This window comes from Amycolatopsis sp. CB00013 (assembly GCF_001905755.1).
Taxonomy (GTDB): Bacteria; Actinomycetota; Actinomycetes; order Mycobacteriales; family Pseudonocardiaceae; genus Amycolatopsis; species Amycolatopsis japonica.
In genome coordinates, this window is record NZ_LIWC01000004.1 from 529,026 (window position 1) to 543,486 (window position 14,461).

General features: G+C 69.7%; 18 protein-coding genes. 6 read left to right on the forward strand and 12 right to left on the reverse strand.

Features of this window, described 5'->3' with window-relative positions:
- Window positions 1–12 precede the first annotated feature (12 nt).
- Window positions 13–909 (forward strand): DNA-3-methyladenine glycosylase family protein, encoded by an 897-nt coding sequence (locus AMK34_RS29245; RefSeq protein WP_038519179.1) that lies wholly within the window; start codon window positions 13–15, stop codon window positions 907–909.
- 1 nt (window position 910) lies between these two features.
- Here AMK34_RS29245 and AMK34_RS43295 read toward each other — a convergent pair whose 3' ends face one another.
- The 8 genes from AMK34_RS43295 to AMK34_RS29280 form a co-directional block, all read right to left on the reverse strand.
- Complete coding sequence (locus AMK34_RS43295) at window positions 911–1,078, reverse strand: hypothetical protein (protein WP_198941764.1); 168 nt, start codon at window positions 1,076–1,078, stop codon at window positions 911–913.
- A gap of 54 nt (window positions 1,079–1,132) precedes the next feature.
- Entirely contained in the window at window positions 1,133–1,534 is a 402-nt protein-coding gene (locus AMK34_RS29250) for a GntR family transcriptional regulator (RefSeq protein ID WP_073847489.1), read from the reverse strand.
- A 33-nt stretch (window positions 1,535–1,567) separates the two neighbouring features.
- Window positions 1,568–2,353, reverse strand: a complete 786-nt coding sequence (locus tag AMK34_RS29255) for a hypothetical protein (RefSeq protein ID WP_073847490.1) — start codon at window positions 2,351–2,353, stop codon at window positions 1,568–1,570.
- Window positions 2,354–2,424: 71 nt separating this feature from the next.
- Window positions 2,425–3,087: a hypothetical protein gene (locus tag AMK34_RS29260; RefSeq protein WP_233629594.1), complete on the reverse strand. Its 663-nt coding sequence runs from the start codon at window positions 3,085–3,087 to the stop codon at window positions 2,425–2,427.
- Window positions 3,088–3,117: 30 nt separating this feature from the next.
- The gene (locus AMK34_RS29265) at window positions 3,118–3,663 is read right to left on the reverse strand and encodes an NUDIX hydrolase (protein ID WP_038519171.1); all 546 of its coding nucleotides are present in this window, start codon (window positions 3,661–3,663) and stop codon (window positions 3,118–3,120) included.
- Window positions 3,660–4,997 carry a coenzyme F420-0:L-glutamate ligase gene (locus AMK34_RS29270; protein ID WP_038519168.1) on the reverse strand — a complete coding sequence of 446 codons (1,338 nt, stop codon included), beginning with the start codon at window positions 4,995–4,997 and terminating at the stop codon, window positions 3,660–3,662. Before AMK34_RS29270 ends, AMK34_RS29265 begins: the two co-directional genes overlap by 4 nt.
- Window positions 4,990–5,988 carry a 2-phospho-L-lactate transferase gene (gene cofD / locus AMK34_RS29275; RefSeq protein WP_038519166.1) on the reverse strand — a complete coding sequence of 333 codons (999 nt, stop codon included), beginning with the start codon at window positions 5,986–5,988 and terminating at the stop codon, window positions 4,990–4,992. The genes AMK34_RS29270 and cofD overlap by 8 nt, the downstream gene beginning before the upstream one ends.
- Window positions 5,985–6,719 carry a GNAT family N-acetyltransferase gene (locus tag AMK34_RS29280; protein WP_073847491.1) on the reverse strand — a complete coding sequence of 245 codons (735 nt, stop codon included), beginning with the start codon at window positions 6,717–6,719 and terminating at the stop codon, window positions 5,985–5,987. The genes cofD and AMK34_RS29280 overlap by 4 nt, the downstream gene beginning before the upstream one ends.
- A gap of 53 nt (window positions 6,720–6,772) precedes the next feature.
- On the opposite strand from AMK34_RS29280, the gene AMK34_RS29285 reads away from it, so the two are divergent.
- The 3 genes from AMK34_RS29285 (at window position 6,773) to dapC (ending at window position 8,493) form a co-directional block, all read left to right on the forward strand.
- Window positions 6,773–6,973: a hypothetical protein gene (locus AMK34_RS29285; protein ID WP_073847492.1), complete on the forward strand. Its 201-nt coding sequence runs from the start codon at window positions 6,773–6,775 to the stop codon at window positions 6,971–6,973.
- A gap of 111 nt (window positions 6,974–7,084) precedes the next feature.
- Entirely contained in the window at window positions 7,085–7,405 is a 321-nt protein-coding gene (gene fdxA, locus AMK34_RS29290) for a ferredoxin (RefSeq protein ID WP_016331413.1), read from the forward strand.
- Window positions 7,402–8,493: a succinyldiaminopimelate transaminase gene (dapC, locus tag AMK34_RS29295; protein WP_073847493.1), complete on the forward strand. Its 1,092-nt coding sequence runs from the start codon at window positions 7,402–7,404 to the stop codon at window positions 8,491–8,493. Before fdxA ends, dapC begins: the two co-directional genes overlap by 4 nt.
- Before the next feature lie 76 nt (window positions 8,494–8,569).
- On the opposite strand, the gene AMK34_RS29300 is transcribed toward dapC, so the two are convergent.
- Window positions 8,570–9,178, reverse strand: a complete 609-nt coding sequence (locus tag AMK34_RS29300; protein ID WP_073847494.1) for a TetR/AcrR family transcriptional regulator — start codon at window positions 9,176–9,178, stop codon at window positions 8,570–8,572.
- An 81-nt stretch (window positions 9,179–9,259) separates the two neighbouring features.
- Between AMK34_RS29300 and AMK34_RS29305 the strand changes: the two genes are divergently transcribed.
- Window positions 9,260–10,663, forward strand: a complete 1,404-nt coding sequence (locus AMK34_RS29305) for an FAD-dependent monooxygenase (protein ID WP_073847495.1) — start codon at window positions 9,260–9,262, stop codon at window positions 10,661–10,663.
- On the opposite strand, the gene AMK34_RS29310 is transcribed toward AMK34_RS29305, so the two are convergent.
- The 3 genes from AMK34_RS29310 to AMK34_RS29320 form a co-directional block, all read right to left on the reverse strand.
- A complete protein-coding gene (locus AMK34_RS29310; protein WP_073847496.1) occupies window positions 10,639–11,610 on the reverse strand; it encodes a CHAD domain-containing protein in 972 nt (323 codons plus the stop codon). The genes AMK34_RS29305 and AMK34_RS29310 overlap by 25 nt on opposite strands.
- Window positions 11,611–11,852: 242 nt before the next feature.
- Window positions 11,853–12,839, reverse strand: coding sequence for a 2,3,4,5-tetrahydropyridine-2,6-dicarboxylate N-succinyltransferase (dapD, locus tag AMK34_RS29315; RefSeq protein WP_073847497.1), 987 nt, complete (start codon window positions 12,837–12,839; stop codon window positions 11,853–11,855).
- Window positions 12,840–12,867: 28 nt separating this feature from the next.
- A complete protein-coding gene (locus tag AMK34_RS29320) occupies window positions 12,868–13,263 on the reverse strand; it encodes a hypothetical protein (RefSeq protein ID WP_083650029.1) in 396 nt (131 codons plus the stop codon).
- Between the two features lie 42 nt (window positions 13,264–13,305).
- On the opposite strand from AMK34_RS29320, the gene dapE reads away from it, so the two are divergent.
- Window positions 13,306–14,382, forward strand: coding sequence for a succinyl-diaminopimelate desuccinylase (gene dapE / locus AMK34_RS29325; RefSeq protein ID WP_038519142.1), 1,077 nt, complete (start codon window positions 13,306–13,308; stop codon window positions 14,380–14,382).
- Window positions 14,383–14,461: the final 79 nt, after the last annotated feature.

Here is a 14,461-nt window from a genome sequence, read left to right on the forward strand (position 1 = left end):
TAGTTTCCGTGTGTGCGATTCCGTCCTGCCTTCGAGCTGGACCTGGACACGGTTCTGGGCCCGCTGAGCCGTGGGTCGCGTTCGCCCAACGTCGTCCGGACCGAGGCCGGGGTCACCTGGCTGGCCGTGAACACCGCGGACGGCGCGGGCACGCTCGCGCTGCTGCGGCGCGCGGACGGCGAGATCGAGGCGGAGGCCTGGGGGCCCGGCGCGGAAAGGCTGCTCGAAGGGGTCCCGGCGATGCTCGGCGCGCACGACGACGACTCCGGATTCGTCGCGCACCACGACGTCGTCGCGTCGGCTCGGCGCCGGAACCCGGGACTGCGCCTCGGCTCGACCGGCCGGGTGTGGGACGCGCTGGTGCTCGCCGTGCTGGAACAGAAGGTGACCAGTACGGAGGCCCTGCGGTCGTGGGGCGAACTGTGCCGCTGGTTCGGCGAACCGGCGCCAGGACCGGGGCCGTCACGGTTGCGCGTGCCGCCGACGCCCGTCGCCATCCGATCCATTGTGGACTGGAAATGGCATCGCGCCGGAGTGGATCTGAAACGGCGGACGACGCTGATCGCGGCGGCCCGTGTCGCGCCGCGCCTGGAGAAGGCCGTCGAACTGAAGGGTGTCGAGGGCCGGGCCTGGCTGCGGAAGGTGCCCGGCATCGGCGTGTGGACCGCGGCGGAGATCGCGCAGCGCGCCTGGGGAGACCCGGACGCGGTCAGCTTCGGCGACTACAACATCCCGTCGATGGTCGGGCACGCGCTCGTCGGCACGAAACTCGACGACGCCGGGATGTCGGAAGTGCTGGCGCCGTATTCGCCGCAGCGGCAGCGCGTGGTGCGCTACCTCTCGACGGCCGGTTTCCGGCGGCCGAGGTTCGGGCCGAAGATCGAACTCCGCGACTACCGCGCGATGTGACTCAGTTGCCCCAGCCCTGCGGCGGGTAGGGCTGCTGCTGGCTCGGGTACTGCTGGTACGGCAGAGCGGGCGGCTGTGGCTTGCTGTTCGACTTCACCAGGAAGTAGATCCCGACGCCGATCCCGGCCAGGATCAGGACGCCGACCACCAGCACCAGAAGGAAGACCATGCCGAGAGACTAACCCGCGGTCCGGTCGCTAGCGCGGCGGCTATCGCTCCTGGCTCAGTGCGCGGGGCGTTCCTGTAGCCGCGTGCGATAGGCGGTTACGTTCGCGGCCAGTGCGGCGTTCACGATGGCGCTCGCCTCACCTTGGCTCAACCCCAGCTTGCGGGTGATCGCCGCGTACTCGGCGGCTGCTTTCTGCGCCAGCTTCCGGTTCTGGTCGCCCGAGTCCCCAACAAAAGTGCCCGCCCGGCCGCGGGTTTCGATCAGACCCGCCTCTTCCAGTTCGCGGTACGCCTTGGCGACGGTGTTGGGGGCGATGCCCAGATCCTCGGCCAGTTTGCGGACCGTCGGGAGTTTCGTTCCGACGGACAGCGTCCGGTCCGTGATCTGCGCGGCGAAGGCCGCCCGTACCTGTTCGTACGGGGGAACCGGTGAGTTCGTGTCGACGCTGACGATCACTTCGTGCTCCAGGTCTCTTGTCGGCGGCCTTGATTAGAGCACCGTGCTCGGCGGGCGCTGTGTCGACCTGCGGATCCACGCCGCCAGTACGCCGATGAGGACGATCGCGGCGTATCCCACGAGAAACCACCACAGCCACCCGGCGAACTCCGGAACCGCGGAGGTCATGGGGAGTCCGAGGTAGATTCCGGCGGGCACCAGGGCCAACTGCGCGTCCTTCCGGCGGAGAGCGTCGTCCGTGCGCAGGGAACGTTCGTCGTCGGCCAGGGCGGGCTGCTCGATCACCTGACGGACGAGAACGAGAGACAGCCCGCCGAGCACGACGACGCCCGCCGCGTAGGTGAAGCCGAGCAGCCGGGTCGCGGCCGCTTCGGCGAACAGGCCGATTCCCAGCCCGATGACGATCCCGCCGATCGTGCTGAGCAGCCACAGCCCGAACGACCCGAGGCCTGCCACGTCGGGGACGCCCAGCTTCTTTCCGTGCGCGATCCGGCGCGGCAGCGACCGTGCCAGCCGCCGTTCTGCCTTGCGCACTCGCAGAAAGGTCCAGGAGACGAGCCCTGCCAGCACGACGAAGCTCACCAGAACTGCGATCAAGCCCACTGATGCGGAGACCGTCGGCCAGTCGGCTTTCCGGCGCGAGTAAAGCCCCGGCGTGCCGTCCGAAGTCCGGACGAAGAACTCCTGACTCAGCAGGAACCAGGTTCCCCAGGTCACCGCGAACAACACCACGGCCACGACGACGGTCTGCGTTTTGATCCGGCTCCGAAGCTTCATCCTGGCCAACTGAAGCCGCTGGGATTCACTGAGTTCCACCATCACGCCACTCCCCCTTTGTGCCAGTGATCGTATCACCACGATGACACAATTACTGACACAAAAGCAAGCGGTTACTGGCTGGGCGGGACCACCTGGGTCCGGTCGCCGCCGCCACCGGGAACGACCTGGGTGGCGTCACCGGACACCACCTGCGTCCGGTCGGCGTTCGCGGGCGACACGACCTGTGTGCGGTCGGCGTTCGCGGGGGAGACCACCTGCGTGCGGTCCGCGGCCGCCTGCTGCTGCGGAGACACGACCTGCGTGCGGTCCGCGTTCGGGTCGATCGGCGGCCCGGCCTGCGGAGGAGGCGGCGGGAAACCGGGCTGGGGCATACCGGGCGCGCCGAACGGGCTGGGCGCCGGGGCGCCGGGCGGCGGCGCGAAACCCGCCGGGGCCGGGGCCGGAGGCGGCGGGAAGCCGGGCGCCTGGCCGAAGCCGGGCTGAGGGGGCGGCGGGAAGCCGGGCTGTTGCTGCCAGTTGCCCTGCGGGGCGGGACCACCGGCGGGCGGAGGCGGCGGCGGGAAGCCCGGAGCCGGGCCGCCACCGCCGAAGTTCGGGTTCTGCGGGAAGGTCATCGGCGGCTTCTTCGCCTGGTTGACCTTCACGATGATCACCACGATCACGATGATGACGACGATGATCGCCAGCACCAGCAGAAACCAGCCGAAGCCTTCACCGTCACCGCTGCTGTGGACCCGGACCCGGTCCAGGTATGGCGTCAGCGTCGTCAGCATCATTCCCCCTTAAGAACGTCAGCCGACACCCTAACGGCCGGACGCCGCGGGCACGGCGGCTTCCATCAGTTCGGCGAGATCTTCCGACCCTTTCGGGAGGGAATTCACCGGCCACCAACGAAGATCGTCCGATTCGTCGCTTTGGACCGGTTGTGCCCCGCGGGGTGCGCGCACCACGAAACGCACGTCGAAATGCCGGGTCGGCACGCCGAGCGAGCACGTGATCGGGTGGACGTCGAGATGCACCGGAGCCGGGTCGATCACGAGGTCTTCGATGCCGGATTCTTCGCGTGCCTCACGAAGAGCGGCGTCCGCGAGCGTCGCGTCGCCGGGTTCGCAATGCCCGCCGAGCTGCAGCCAGCGTCCGACCCGCGGATGCAGGGTGAGGAGCACGTTCTCCGCGTCGGCGTCGAGCAGGACGGCCGACGCGGTGATGTGCCCGGCCGCGCATTCGCGACGGCAGACGTCGTCTCGCGCGGCGAGGAAGCCGAGATAGGCCTGGCGCAAGGATTCCTGGGCCGCGTCCACCGGTCGCCAACCGGACAATGTGGACACGACGTCGTCGTGCAGGGTCACAGTTCGAGAAGTCCTTCACCGGGTTCGACGGGGCCGCGCGCGGGCGGGAGGGCGGCGGGATGGCCGATCGCGACCGCGCCGAGCGGTTCCCAGCGCTCGTCGAGGCCGAGGACGTCGCGCACGATGGCGGACGCGAAGATCGTCGACCCGATCCAGCACGAGCCGAGGTCTTCGGCGGCGAGCGCGACCAGCAGGCCCTGCACGGCCGCTCCACCGGCGACGGTGAACATCGTGTGTTCGCAAGCGTTCCGGCGGTCGTCGCGGTAGGTGTGCGCGCCCTCGGCGACGAGGAACGGCACCACGACCTCGGGCGCGTTGTACAGGATGTCGCCGCGGCTGAGCCGTTTCGCGACCTGCTCGGCGGTGAAGTCGTCGCCTTCGAGATCGGCCTGCCACGACGCCTTCATCGCGTCGAGAAGCTTGCGGCGCAAGCCTTCCTCGCGCAGCCACACGAACCGGACCGGCTTCGTGTGATGCGGCGCGGGCGCCGTCAGCGCCGTCCCGACCGCGCGGCGCAACACTTCGGGATCGACCGGCTCGTCGGTGAACGACCGGATCGAACGCCGCGCGAGCACGGCTTCCCGTCGGCCTTGCGCGATGGATTCGTTGGTACCGAGGCGGAACAGGTCCTCCTCGACCGGCCGGAGCAGGTTCCGGGCGGTCGAGCCGTCGTCGGTGAGCCGAAGGCCGCGCACGACGGCGACCGGCGTCCCGCCGAGCTTGCCCTTCACCAGATCCGCCGCGGCGGCCAGTTCGTCGGCGATCGCCACCTCGGTGACGGCGAGTTCGTTGCCCTGGCCGTCGACCTCGCCCGCGTACGAATGCAGCACCCGCAGGCCGGACGCGCCGATCGCGGCGTCGGTCTGCCCGACCCGCCACGCGCGGCCCATCGTGTCGGTGACCACGACCGCGATCTCGACGCCGAGCCGCTCGCGCAGCCCGTTCCGCAGCGCGAGCGCGGACGCGTCCGGATCCGACGGCAGCAGCGCGACCTCACCGGAGGCCACGTTCGACGCGTCCACACCGGACGCCGCCTGCACGATGCCGAGTTTGTTCTCGGTGATCACCGTCCGGTTGATCCGCGCGATCACGCGGACGGACTCCTCCTCGACGAGTTTGCGCCGGGCGGCGTCACGCTCCTCGGGATCGGACGGGACGCGGATCAGCATGCCCTCGGCCTTGGAGACGATCTTGCTCGTCACGACCAGGACGTCGCCCGAGCGCAGCCACGGGGCCGCCTCGACGATCGCGCCGGTCAGGTCGTCGCCGGGCCGGAACTCCGGCAGGCCCTCGACCGGGAGGATCTCGATCTTCGCCGAAGCGTGGTCACTCAACGGGAACTCCAGCCAGATCGAAGGCCGCGCGCACCATGGCGGCCGTAGCGTCCACATCGGACATCAGCAGGGGTACGTCGCGGACCGCGACCCCCGGCACGTCGACGGTTTCGCCCTCGGCGACCAGCCAGCCGTCGAGCACACCGTCGGTGGATTCCTTGCGGGAACCGTAATGCCGCCCGACGGCTTCGGCGGACGTCTCCACGCCGATCGCGCTCAGGCACGCGTCGGCCATACCGCGCAACGCCTTCCCGCCGATGATCGGCGAGACCCCGACGACCTTGGCGCGCGTCTTCCGCAGCGCGTCGCGGATTCCCGGGACGCCGAGCGTCGTGCCCACGGAGACCACCGGATTCGACGGCGCGAACAGCACGACGTCGGCGGCCGCGATCGCGTCGAGCACGCCCGGCGCCGGCTTGGCCTCGTCGGCGCCGACGGCGATGATCGAATGCGCCTTCGGCTCGGAGCGGTAACGCACCCACCACTCCTGGAAGTGGATCGCCTTGCGCTGGTCCGGATCCTCCGGATCGTCGATCACGACATGCGTTTCGACGCGGTCGTCCGACATCGGCAGCAGGCGCACGCCCGGCTGCCAGCGATCGCACAACGCCTCGGTGACCTGGGACAGCGGATAGCCCGCGCGCAGCATCCGCGAGCGGATGAGATGCGTCGCGATGTCCTTGTCACCCAAGCCGAACCAGGTCGGCTCGGCGCCATAGGCGGCGAGCTCCTCCTTGACCGTCCAGGTCTCACCGGCGTGGCCCCAGCCGCGTTCGGTGTCGATCCCCCCGCCGAGGGTGTACATGCAGGTGTCCAGGTCCGGGCAGATGCGCAGACCGTGCATCCACACGTCGTCCCCGGTGTTCACCAGCGCGGTCACCTCGTGCGGCGATTCCGGCGCGGAGCCGGTCGCGGGCAGACCCAGTGCTTGCTTGACCCCCAGCAGGAAGCGGGCCCCGCCCACTCCGCCGACCAAAATGACGACCTTCACGACGGGCGATCCTCGCACGCGCCGGGTCCCGGGGCCCAGTAGCGGTACCTGTGGTGCTCCGTACAGCCCAGGCTTTCGTACAGCTTCAGCGCGCCGGAGTTCGCCATCGCGACCTGCAGGAGCATCCCGGTCGCGCCCTGACCGGCGCCCCAGGCGCCCACGGCGTTCATCAGCCCGCGGGCCAGCCCCCGCCGCCGGAACTCCGGCCGTACCTCCAAACGGGCGATGTGCAGCCACTCGCCGACGACCGCCCCGCGCACCGCGCCGGCCGTGACACCGTCCAGCTCCACGATCCCGAAGCCGACCTTGCCGGTACCGAGGACGTGGCGCGGCGCCTCCGGCGGGTCGGCGCTGCCCGCCGTCATCTCCCACCATCCGGACGTCGGCTCGTCGCGGATCACCGCTTCCGCCGAGGTCCCGAGTGAGAGCGGCCCGGTGAGCAGGCGAACCTCGTGCGCGGGCTTGTGTTCCACATGGTGGACCCAGCCGGAGGCGGCGAGGTCGTCTTCGAGAGACGTGTTCTGGATCACCTGAACGACCGCGGGGATGGCATGATCGTGGGCGAAGTCACAGACCGCCCGCAGGGCGTCTGGCAGCGGTTTTCCCGGGTCACCGATCGCCAGGGCACTGTTGGCCCGGGCGGTGAACCCGTCCGCCCAGCGGAGCCTCCAGTCGCCGATCCGGCTCTCCAGCAGGGGAGTCCAAGCGCGGCTACAGGTGAGCTCGAGCATTTCCGCACTGTTCACGGTTAGATTGTGCCAAGGAAGGCAGTGGAGGGACCCCGATGAGCATCGCGCGCAAGGACGACAGGCACAACGAAGACCTGGTTCGCGAGATCTCCGACGGCTTCAACCGGGCGTTGGGCGCGGAAAAGGCCGTCGCGAAGGACGAGAAGGACGCAGCAGCGGCGAAGCCCGCCGCGCCGCAGTTCCGCATCACCGGGGACAGCAGGGCCACTCCGCCGCCGCGCCGGAAGGACCGCTGAAAGCCCATACCCGGGGTAGGCGATAAGGGTGGCCTAAGCGGGCCGGTAGCGCCCGTGGGCGCGTAATGTCCGTTGCAGACTGGTGAAGCAGAGATAAAGCAGGAGTACGCAGTGACCTACGTGATCGCCGAGCCCTGCGTCGACGTGCTCGACAAGGCGTGTATCGACGAGTGCCCCGTGGATTGCATCTACGAGGGTGACCGCATGCTGTACATCCACCCGGACGAATGTGTCGACTGCGGTGCCTGCGAGCCGGTCTGCCCCGTCGAGGCGATCTACTACGAGGACGACGTCCCCGACGAGTGGAACGACTACACCAAGGCCAACGTCGACTTCTTCGACGAACTCGGCTCGCCCGGTGGCGCCTCCAAGGTCGGCAAGACCAGTCACGACCCCGCCTTCATCAAGGCTCTTCCCCCGCAGGGCGAATGAGCCGGGTCGCTCTTCCCGATTTCCCCTGGGATTCCCTCGCCGAAGCCAAGGCGAAGGCCCAGGCACATCCCGGCGGCATCGTCGACCTGTCGATCGGCACGCCGGTGGACCCGGTCCCCGAGAGCATCCGCGCGGCGCTCGCGTCCGTGTCGGAGATCCCGGGGTACCCGACCACGCACGGGATCCCCGAGCTCAGGGCCGCCGCGATCGAAGCGCTTTCGCGGCGGCACGGCATCTCGGGTGTTCCCGAGGCCGCCGTGCTGCCGACGATCGGCTCGAAGGAGCTGGTCGCTTCGCTGCCGCGGCAACTGGGCTTCGGCCCCGGTGATCTCGTCGTCATCCCCGAGGTGGCGTACCCGACCTACGAGGTCGGTGTGCTGCTGGCGGGTGCTTCGCTGCTGCGTGCGGACAGCACGTTCGCGCTCGGGCCGCAGCGGCCGTCGATGCTGTGGCTGAACTCGCCGTCCAACCCGACCGGGCGCGTGCTCGGCGTCGACCACCTGCGCAAGGTCGTCGACTGGGCGCGGGAACGCGGCGTCGTCGTGGTGTCCGACGAGTGTTATCTGGCGCTGGGCTGGGAAAGCGAGCCCGTGTCGATCCTGCACCCGGACGTGCACGGCGGCTCCCTCGACGGTCTGCTGGCCGTCCATTCGCTGTCGAAGTCCGCGAACCTCGCGAGCTACCGCGCCGGATTCGTCACCGGTGACCCGAAGCTCGTCGCCGGTCTGCTGGAGATCCGCAAACATTCCGGGCTGATCGTGCCGCGGCCGGTGCAGGAGGCCATGGTCGCCGCGCTGAAGGACGACGAAGCGCTTGCCGTGCAACGGGAACGCTACGCGCGCCGTCGGCTGGTGCTGCGGAAGGCGTTGCTGGACAGCGGTTTCGAGATCTCACACTCCGAGGCGGGACTGTATCTCTGGTCCACGCGCGGCGAATCCGCGCTCGACACGGTCGACTGGCTCGCCGGCCGCGGGATCCTCGCCGCGCCGGGCACGTTCTACGGGCCGACCGGCGGGAACCACGTCCGGATCGCCTTGACGGCGACGGACGAGCGGATCGACGCGGCCGTGGAGCGGCTCGCCGCCTGATTTCGGCGCGTTTCGTGCGCCCCATCGCGTGCCATGAAAGGTCCTTTCCTTGCAAATTTCGCAAGGAAAGGACCTTTCATGGCACGTCGCGACCGGTGAAACCCCGGTAGACGAACCGCGTCAGCGCCTCGACGGCCTCCTCTTCGGAGATCGCCGACGGGTCGAGCAGCCATGTGTGCGCGAAACCGTTGACCAGTTCGGCCATCATCGCGAGCGTGACCCGCTCCGACGCCGGGAGCTCCATACCCGCCGCGGTGATGTACCCGAGGTGGTCCAGGAGATCTGCCGCCTGGGCGGCGCCGAAGCGCGCATAGGTGCGTGCGAACTCGTCGCTGACCATCGCGGCTTGGCGTAGCGCGAGCATCGTCGCCGCGTTGTCACGGTGGAAATCCCAGTACGCGCAGACGTGCCAGCGTACGGCCTGCGGGTCGGTGAAGTCGGGTATGTGCTCGGGTGAGGCCGCGTCGACGTCGCTCGCCGCCGCGAGATCTTCGAGAAGTGCTTCGAGCAGTTCTTCCTTGCTCGCGAAGTGGTTGTAGAACGAACCCGCCGCGCGTCCGGCCTCCGCCGTGATGTCGGTGATCTTGGTGTTCAGGTACCCCTTCGCCGCGAAAACGCGCTTCGCCGCCTCCTTGAGCGCGGCCTCGGTCTCCGCCGCCTTCTCCTTGCGGCTCATCGCCGTCATCGGCACCTCCTTGACACGGAAGGCTAGCAACGAGCATAGTGAATTCAGATTCACTGAATTGCAATTCACTGGAGGAGAGAGATGACCGAGGTGCTGATCGCGGGAGCCGGGCCGACCGGGCTCACGCTGGCCATCGACCTCGCGCGCCGCGGCGTCGGCGTGCGGATCGTGGAGAAGGCCGAGACGTTCTTCGAGGGCTCGCGGGGCGACGGCCTGCAGCCGCGCACGCTGGAGGTCTTCGAGGACCTCGGCGTCCTGGACGCGGTGCTGGCCGCCGGACAGCCGCCCGTGGCGATGAAGATCCATCTGGGTGGCGAAGTCGTCGGCGAGCGGTGGATGGCCGAGCTCGCCGAGCCGACGCCGGACGTGCCGTACCCGAACGGCTTCTTCCTCGGTCAGTCGCGGACCGAGGGCATCCTCCGTGAGCGGCTCGCCGAATTCGGCGTCCAGGTCGAGCTCGGCACGCCCCTGCTCGGTTTCGAGCAGGACGCCGACGGGGTGACCGCCGAGCTGCCGGGCGAGCGCGTCCGGGTCGACTACCTCGTCGGCGCGGACGGGGGGAAGAGCTTCGTGCGCAAGGCGCTCGGGATCGCGTTCGAGGGCACCACCGACGAATCGGTCCGCATGCTGCTGGGGGATGTCCAGGCCGAGGGGCTCGATCGCGCGTACGGGCACTGGTTCGCGAAGCCCGAGGATCCGATGTCGGGGATCGTGCTCACGCCGCTGCCTGGAGTGCCGCATTTCCAGTTCGGCGCGCCACTGGGCGAGGAGGAGGTCGAGGCGTCGCTCGGCACGTTGCAGTCCCGGCTCGACGAACTGTCCGGCGGCGAGGTCCGGCTGCACGACCTCGCCTGGTCGACGGTGTGGCGGCCCAATATCCGGCTCGCGGAGCGGTTCCGTGACGGTCGCGTGTTCCTCGCCGGCGACGCGGCACACGTCCACCCGCCGACCGGTGGGCAAGGGCTCAACACCGGCGTCCAGGACGCGTACAACCTGGGCTGGAAACTCGCCGACGGTTCACCGGAGCTGCTCGACAGTTACGAGGCCGAGCGTCGCGGGGTCGCCGCGCGGGTGCTGAAGATCAGCGCCGAGATCCTCGAGAAGTACAAGGAAGGCACCGAAGACGCGCACGAGCGCGGCGAGAACACGCGTCAGCTCGACATCGGCTACCGCGGCGGCCCGCTCGCGCCCGCGGCGACCGGCCGGATCCGGCCCGGCGACCGCGCCCCGGACGCGCCGCTGAAGGACGCGAACGGCAAATCCGTCCGGCTGTTCGAGCTGCTGCGCGGCCCGCAGGCGACGCTTCTGGTGTTCGGCGACGGTCCGGCGCCCGAAGGCGCGCGGCGGATCCTGCCGCCGGGCAGCACACTGTCCGATGTGGACTTCGAAGACGTCGGCGGGCACGCTTTCGCGGCGTACGAAGCCGAGAACGGGCGGCAGGTGGAGATCCGCCCGGACGGCTACATCCGCGGGCTCACCGCCTGAGCGGCCGCGTCGACCTCCGCCCAGACGTCGCGCCATACGGCACGGACCTCGGCGCGGCGCAGTAGTTCCTTCTCCGCGACCCGGCCCGCGATGAACGCGACTTCGGCGTCGACGGACGCCACCACGCCACGCATCCGATCCGCGGCGACGCAGGCGTCCTGGTGCTCCCCGAGAACGGTCTGGAAGTTCTTCGTGGCCTTGATCAGCCGCTGGATTCGTTCCGCTTGCTTCTTCTTCGCCGCGGGCTTGGCCATTTCGGCGGCGTAGCGGAGTTTCTTGCCGTAGATGCGAAGCGCGTGAAGGTCGTCGTCCGGGGGATCGGCAGGAAGCGCCTTCACGGCCTTCGCGAGCTTTCGATGTGGCTTCGCGAGACCGGCGACGAGATCGGCGGAAGTCTGGGGGCTTTCGGCGGCGGCTTCCTCGGTGGCGGGCTGCCGGGCGAGACGGCCGATGTCCTGCAACATCGAGGCGTACCGGGGGCTGGCGAGCGCCCGGGTGAGCCGCCGCTTCGCGACACCGCGTTCGGTGACGAACTTCGAGACCAGACGGCGCGCGGCGGGCTGGTCGCGCACCTCGAATTCGGCGACGACCTCGCGGAGGTGCCCGATCAGGACGTCGTAGTCGCGGACGTCGCCGAGGGACTGGCCGAGCCAGCCGAGTTCGGTGCGCACGGGCTCGGCGTCCGGGCCGACGAGGCGGCCCGAGAGTTTGAGGACGCTCCGCATGCGGCGCAGGGCGACCCGCATCTGGTGGAGGTCTTCGGGGTCGGCACCGGATTTGGTGCCCGGTTCGTGCGCGAGGAGGGCGCGGATCTCGACGTCGAGTTTGACCCGGACGTGGGTGGCCGCCGGATCGCCCGGCCCCGCTTTCGCGGGCCGGTCGCCGAGCCCGAGCGCGGTAGGAGTGGTCGAAGGGACGTTCTTGCGCGGCAGGGTCTCGGCTGTCACAAGATGAATTCTAGGTGAACCGGCAAGGTGGTCCAGGCCGTGAGAGAAGCAAGGGACCTTTGCTACCGCCCTCCGGGGGAGAGTGGTAGCAAAGGTCCCTTGCTGTCGTTCAGGGCTTCGGGCGACTCGGTCGAGGATGTCGCGAAAGCCACTTTCGGGACATCAGACGTCGCGAAAGTGGCTTTCGCGACATCCCTGGCCACCCAGGTGGTAGCAAAGGTCCCTTGCTCCCTTTTCGCAGGTCAGTTGGCGTGCAGGGCCGCGTTCAGCTCGATGCCGACGCCGGTGCGCGCGACGACCTCGACGGCGCCGGTCCCGGAGTTCCGCCGGAACACCGCGCCCGAGATGCCGGACAGCTCCAGCGCCTTCACGACCTTGCCCTCGAAGGTCACCTTCGTGCCGGCCGTGACGTACAGGCCCGCCTCCACGACCGAGTCGTCGCCGAGCGAGATGCCGACGCCGCCGTTCGCGCCGATCAGGCAGCGCTCGCCGATCGAGATGGTCTCCTTGCCGCCGCCGGACAGCGTGCCCATGATCGACGCGCCACCGCCGACGTCGGAGCCGTCACCGACCACGACGCCCGCCGAGATCCGGCCTTCGACCATCGAGGCGCCGAGCGTGCCGGCGTTGAAGTTGACGAAGCCCTCGTGCATGACCGTGGTGCCGTTGGCCAGGTGCGCGCCGAGGCGGGCGCGGTCGGCGTCGGCGATGCGGACGCCGGTCGGCACGACGTAGTCCACCATCCGCGGGAACTTGTCCACGCCGTAGACGGTGACGTTGCCGCGCGCCCGCAGCCGCAGCCGGGTCGCCTCGAAGCCCTCGACGGGGCACGGCCCGTGGTTGGTCCACACGACGTTCGCCAGCAGGCCGAAGATGCCGTCGAGGCTCGCGCCGTGCGGCCGGACCATGCGGTGCGACAGCAGGTGGAGGCGCAGGTAGACGTCGTGCGTGTCGCCGGGGGCGTCGGCGAGCCGGGCGATGGTCGTGCGGACCGCGACGACCTCGACACCGCGGTCGGTGTCCGGGCCGAGCTGGGCGGCGGCCGCCTCACCGAGGGCCTCGGAAGCCTCCTCGGCGGTCAGCCGCACCGTGCCGGCCTTGCCTTCGGCGCCGTCGATCAGCTTGGGCAGCGGGAACCAGGTGTCCAGCACCGTGCCGTCGGTCGTGACGGTGGCCAGTCCGACGCCGGTGGCGCCGGTCGTTTCGGGATCAGGGGTCTGCTCGCTCACGTCCTGAACGGTAACCCAGTGACCCCCGTCAGCCGCCGACGAGGCTCTTCACACTGGTCAGCGCCGTCGCCATGTCGCCGAGCGCCTGGCCGCACGGTCCGCCGGGAGCCGTCACGTCCTGGCAGTTCGCGGCACGGAAGGCGGCGATCGGGCGGTCGAGGACGTCGGCGTGCGACGACAGGTCCGGGCGGCGTTTGCGGATGGTGCCCGCGGCGCTGGAGAGTTCGGTGACGTACTTCTGGCAGCCCTTGGGCGATTCGGTCCCCGGCGCCAGGTAGCACTGGTCGGTCGTCAGCGCTTTGAGCTTGATCGGCAGCACGTCCGGCCCGGTGCTCTGGGTCGGACGGACCTTCACCGGGACTTCCCCCGATCCACAGCCGCTGAGTACCAGGAGGAGGGCGACCAAGATCGTTCGCATGCGCACTCCTTCACGGTAGCCCCGGGCGCCCGGCGGTACGGTGCGGGCATGCCTTCGCTCGATCTGCACGCCGACCCCGTCGACCTCACCGCCGCGCTGGTGGACATCTTCAGCGTCTCGGAGGAGGAGAAGGTCATCGCGGACACCGTGCAGGCCGCGCTCCAGGCGCAGGCGCCGCATCTCGAGGTGATCCGCAACGGTGACGCCGTCCTCGCCCGTACGAACCTCGGCCGTCCGTCGCGGGTGCTGCTGGCCGGGCATCTCGACACCGTTCCGGTCAACGAGAACATGCCTGTGCGCCGCGAGGGGACCGGTGACGACGAGATCCTGCACGGGCTGGGCACCGTCGACATGAAGAGCGGCGACGCGGTTTTCCTGCACCTCGCCGCAGCCCTTCGGGAGCCGAAGCACGACGTCACCTTCGTGTTCTACGACTGCGAAGAGATCGAAGCGACGAAGAACGGCCTCGGCCGAATAGAGCGCGAGCTGCCCGAGTGGCTGCGGGCCGACCTCGCGATCCTCGGTGAGCCGTCGAACGGCGGAATCGAGGGCGGCTGCCAGGGCACGATGCGGATCGAGATCCGCGTCGAAGGCGCCCGCGCGCACACGGCGCGCGGCTGGATGGGCGTCAACGCGATCCACGGTCTCGCCGAACCGCTGCGCAGGCTGGCCGAGTACACGCCGCGCGTGGTCGACATCGACGGCCTGACCTACCGCGAAGGGCTCCAGGCCACGAAGATCGGCGGCGGGGTCGCGGGCAACGTCGTGCCGGACGAGGCCGTGCTCACGATCAACCACCGCTTCGCTCCCGACAGGAGCGGCGAGCAGGCCGAAGCGCACCTTCGCGAGCTCTTCGAGGGCTACGACGTCAAGGTTGTCGACTTGTCGCCAGGAGCGTTGCCCGGGCTGAGCGCTCCCGCGGCGGCCGAGCTGGTCGCGGCGGCCGGCGGTAAGGCGGTCGCGAAGCTGGGTTGGACCGACGTCGCGCGCTTCGCGGCTCTCGGGATCCCTGCGGTCAACTTCGGGCCCGGCGACCCGACGCTCGCGCACACCCGCCAGGAGAACGTGCGAGCGGGCGAGATCCGGCAGGTCGCTTCGGTGCTGCGCGCGTTCCTCAGTGTCTGAAGGTGAACCCGCGTCCGCGATCGACGTCGGCAGGGCGCTCGCTGGCAAGGCACGTCACGACAGCGGATCGGGCGCCCTG

Excerpts from the sequence above, each read along its gene's own strand:
- AMK34_RS43295 (WP_198941764.1), bottom strand. The coding sequence starts at position 1,078 with ATGGTCTTCCTTCTGGTGCTGGTGGTCGGCGTCCTGATCCTGGCCGGG.
- AMK34_RS29255 (WP_073847490.1), bottom strand. The coding sequence starts at position 2,353 with ATGGTGGAACTCAGTGAATCCCAGCGGCTTCAGTTGGCCAGGATGAAG.
- AMK34_RS29260 (WP_233629594.1), bottom strand. The coding sequence starts at position 3,087 with ATGCTGACGACGCTGACGCCATACCTGGACCGGGTCCGGGTCCACAGC.
- AMK34_RS29280 (WP_073847491.1), bottom strand. The coding sequence starts at position 6,719 with ATGCTCGAGCTCACCTGTAGCCGCGCTTGGACTCCCCTGCTGGAGAGC.
- AMK34_RS29285 (WP_073847492.1), top strand. The coding sequence starts at position 6,773 with ATGAGCATCGCGCGCAAGGACGACAGGCACAACGAAGACCTGGTTCGC.
- dapC (WP_073847493.1), top strand. The coding sequence starts at position 7,402 with ATGAGCCGGGTCGCTCTTCCCGATTTCCCCTGGGATTCCCTCGCCGAA.
- AMK34_RS29300 (WP_073847494.1), bottom strand. The coding sequence starts at position 9,178 with ATGACGGCGATGAGCCGCAAGGAGAAGGCGGCGGAGACCGAGGCCGCG.
- AMK34_RS29305 (WP_073847495.1), top strand. The coding sequence starts at position 9,260 with ATGACCGAGGTGCTGATCGCGGGAGCCGGGCCGACCGGGCTCACGCTG.
- dapE (WP_038519142.1), top strand. The coding sequence starts at position 13,306 with ATGCCTTCGCTCGATCTGCACGCCGACCCCGTCGACCTCACCGCCGCG.